Source organism: Hydrogenophaga sp., from assembly GCF_048549895.1.
Taxonomy (GTDB): Bacteria; Pseudomonadota; Gammaproteobacteria; order Burkholderiales; family Burkholderiaceae_C; genus Hydrogenophaga.
Genome location: NZ_JBLYYB010000147.1, coordinates 1 through 3216, shown reverse-complemented (window position 1 = coordinate 3216; position 3216 = coordinate 1). Strand labels below are relative to the sequence as shown.

Genomic DNA, 3216 nt, shown 5'->3' with positions numbered 1-3216 from the left:
TTCACCTCGGTGGGCAATTGCGCGAAGGTCTTGCCAAACGCGGGCAGGAACATCACCGGATCGAAACCGAAGCCGTTGTCGCCGATGGGCTGCTGCGTGATGAGACCTGGCGCGCGGCCCGTGGCCACCAGCGGCTCGGGGTCGTCGGCGCTGCGCAGGGCCACCAGCGTGCTCACCAGCGCGGCGCGGCGGTCCTGAATGCCCTGCATCTGCTCCAGCAGCGCCATCACGTTGTTGTCGTCACCCTTCTCGTGGCCGAACTGCGTGGCGTAGTACGCGGTGTCGACACCGGGCAACCCACCGAAGGCTTCGACGCACAAACCGGCATCGTCGGCCAGCGCGGGCAGGCCACTGAGCCGCGCGGCGTGGCGCGCCTTGGCCAGTGCGTTTTCCACAAAGGTTCGGTGTGGCTCGGGCGCTTCGGGAATGTTCAGATCGGCCTGGCGCACCAGCTCGATGCCCAGCGGCGCAAACAGCGCCTGCAACTCGGCAAGCTTGCCTTGGTTGTTGGACGCCAGGACCAGTTTCATGTCGTCGTGATGCCCAGGCAGCTGCGTTGCAGGGCCACGAGTTCGCCAATGCCCTTTTCAGCCAGCGCCAGCAGCGCGTCCATCTCGCGGCGCGTGAAGGCCACGCCCTCGGCCGTGCCCTGCACCTCCACAAAATGGCCGGCGCCCGTCATCACCACGTTCATGTCGGTGTCGCAGGCCGAGTCTTCCACGTACTCCAGATCGAGCAGCGGCGTGCCTTGCAAGATGCCGACCGAGATCGCAGCCACGTGGTCCTTGATAGGCGACGCGGCAATCTTGCCGTCGGCGATCAATTTGCTCACAGCATCGTGCGCCGCCACAAAAGCGCCGGTGATGCTCGCGGTGCGCGTGCCGCCGTCGGCCTGGATCACGTCGCAGTCGAGCGAAATGGTGCGCTCACCCAGCGCCTTGAGATCGAACACCGCGCGCAGCGAGCGGCCGATCAGGCGCTGAATCTCCTGCGTGCGCCCACTCTGTTTGCCCTTGGCAGCCTCACGGTCGCTGCGCGTGTGCGTGGCACGCGGCAACATGCCGTACTCGGCCGTCACCCAGCCCTCACCACTGCCGCGTTTGTGCGGCGGCACCTTCTCTTCAACCGATGCGGTGCACAGCACCTTGGTGTGGCCAAACTCGATCAGCACCGAGCCTTCGGCGTGCATGGTGTAGCTGCGGGTGATGCGCACGGGGCGCAATGCATCAACGGCCCGTTGGCCGGGTCGGGAAACTTCGCTCATGGGGAAACCTCAGGTGTTGCGTTCGGCCGTGCGGCGAATCGCTTCGTTGATCTCGGCGATCGATTTTTCAATCGCCGCGTCGTCCAGATCTTCCATGGTCGAGTCGGGCGTGCCCGACTGGATGGTGGAGGCGAACACGCCGTCTTCGATGTCCTCGGTGGACACGCGGGTGCTCTGGAATTCGTCGGCCGTCTCCCATTCCATGGCGAGCACGGTCACGTTGTCGCAGCGCGGGCCGCCGCGCTTGAGCGCCAGCTCCACCAGCTCGGGCACCGCCTGCTCCAGCGGGCGCTTGGACAACTCGGCGGTGATCTCTTCATCGGTCACCGTGCCCCAAAGGCCATCGGAGCACAGCAGCACGCGGTCGCCCTGCATCAGTTGCACCGGGCCCGACAGGTCAAACACCGGCTTGGCTGGCGAGCCCAGGCAGGTGAACAGGATGTTGCGGTTGATGTGCTCGGTCGCACGCCCCAGGTGGGCCTGCTGCTCCATGTAGGAATGGTCGCGGGTGCGGGTCAGCATTTCGCCGTTGCGCACCACGTACAAGCGCGAGTCGCCGCAGTGCACCCAGTACACGTGGCCGCGTTCCATGACGGACGCCACCAGCGTGGTGCGTGGCGTGTCGAGCATGCCTTTTTCGGCTGCGTAGCGAATGATCTGGTGGTGCGCGGCCATCAGCGCGCTGGACAGAAACTCGGGCACCTCCCTCACCGTGGGATTGGCCGCCTTCTGAAAATACGCCGAGAAGGTTTGCAGGGCCAACTGTGCGGCCATGGCACCTTCGGGGTGCCCGCCCATGCCGTCGGCAAGCACGAACAGCCCGGATTCGCGGGTGTATGCATAACCCATGCGGTCTTCATTGCGCTCTCGCCCACCTTGACGGCTGATCTGATAGACCGAAAATTTCATCGAAACTTGGTGCCGGCGTTGGTGGACTTGCGCATGACCTTCTTGTTGTCCGAGACGATGTTGTCAAACTGCAGCCGCATCTTCTCAGCCACCGTGAGCTTGGTGTAACTGCGCTCGGTTTCGCGGCTGAGTTCTTTCTGCAGCGCAAACACCGATTGCGGACGCGACAAGGGATCCAGCGACATGCACCATTCGACCACCTCGATCAGGTTGTCGGAGTAGACGCCGCGCAAGCGGGACAGCGCCAACGACAGACGGTCCTTTTCAAGTCGCTGCGGCGCGTCATTGGGTGGATAACCCTGCATGCTGGCGTAAATGCAGGCGCCGATTGCGTAGATGTCGGTCCACGGGCCCATGCTGGAGTCGCGGCGGTACATCTCGGGCGCGGCAAAGCCGGGCGTGTACATCGGGCGAATGAAGTTGCCCTCTTTGCTCAGCACCTCGCGCGCGGCGCCAAAGTCGATCAACACCGAGCGGTTGTCGTCGGTCACGAAAATGTTGGCCGGCTTGATGTCCAGGTGCAGCATCTTGTGCTGGTGCACGATGCGCAGACCGCGCAGGACCTCGTCGTACAGCGAGCGGATGGTCGACTCGCGAAACACCTTCTGTTTCTTCTGCTCGCGCGCGGTGATGATGAATTCCTGCAGCGATGCGCCTTCGAGGAAGTTCATGACCATGTACACGGTCTCGTTCTCGCGGAAGAAATTGAGCACACTCACCACGGAGGCGTGTGAAATCTGGGCGAGTGCCCGGCCTTCTTCAAAGAAGCTCTTCAAGCCCAGGCGGTAGAGCGAGAGTTTTTCGGGCTGCACCTGCGGAAGCAATTCACCGGGACCGCGCGAAGCGAGCGATGAGGGGAGGTATTCCTTGACGGCAACCTGTTGACCTTCGGTGTCCACCGCAAGGTACACAACGCCAAAACCTCCTGCTGCCAGTTTGCGAACAATGCGGTAACCACCGATCACGGTGTCCGGCGGAAGCGGAGCGGGTTTGACCTTTGACATAATTCGGATGGTTTCCGGAACGCCTCGTTTTGGACCACT

General features: G+C 63.2%; 4 protein-coding genes. All 4 read right to left on the bottom strand.

The window, feature by feature from the left end; all coding sequences use genetic code 11:
* On the bottom strand, window positions 1-530 hold a 530-nt coding region (locus tag ACN4F8_RS14935; protein ID WP_419474286.1), incomplete at its 3' end, for a non-canonical purine NTP pyrophosphatase.
* Window positions 527-1213: a ribonuclease PH gene (rph, locus tag ACN4F8_RS14930; protein WP_419474287.1), complete on the bottom strand. Its 687-nt coding sequence runs from the start codon at window positions 1211-1213 to the stop codon at window positions 527-529. The genes rph and ACN4F8_RS14935, both read right to left, overlap by 4 nt.
* Window positions 1214-1273: 60 nt before the next feature.
* Window positions 1274-2173: a PP2C family protein-serine/threonine phosphatase gene (locus tag ACN4F8_RS14925; protein WP_419474285.1), complete on the bottom strand. Its 900-nt coding sequence runs from the start codon at window positions 2171-2173 to the stop codon at window positions 1274-1276.
* Complete coding sequence (locus ACN4F8_RS14920; RefSeq protein ID WP_056272041.1) at window positions 2170-3177, bottom strand: serine/threonine protein kinase; 1008 nt, start codon at window positions 3175-3177, stop codon at window positions 2170-2172. The genes ACN4F8_RS14925 and ACN4F8_RS14920 overlap by 4 nt, the downstream gene beginning before the upstream one ends.
* Between the last annotated feature and the right edge of the window lie 39 nt (window positions 3178-3216).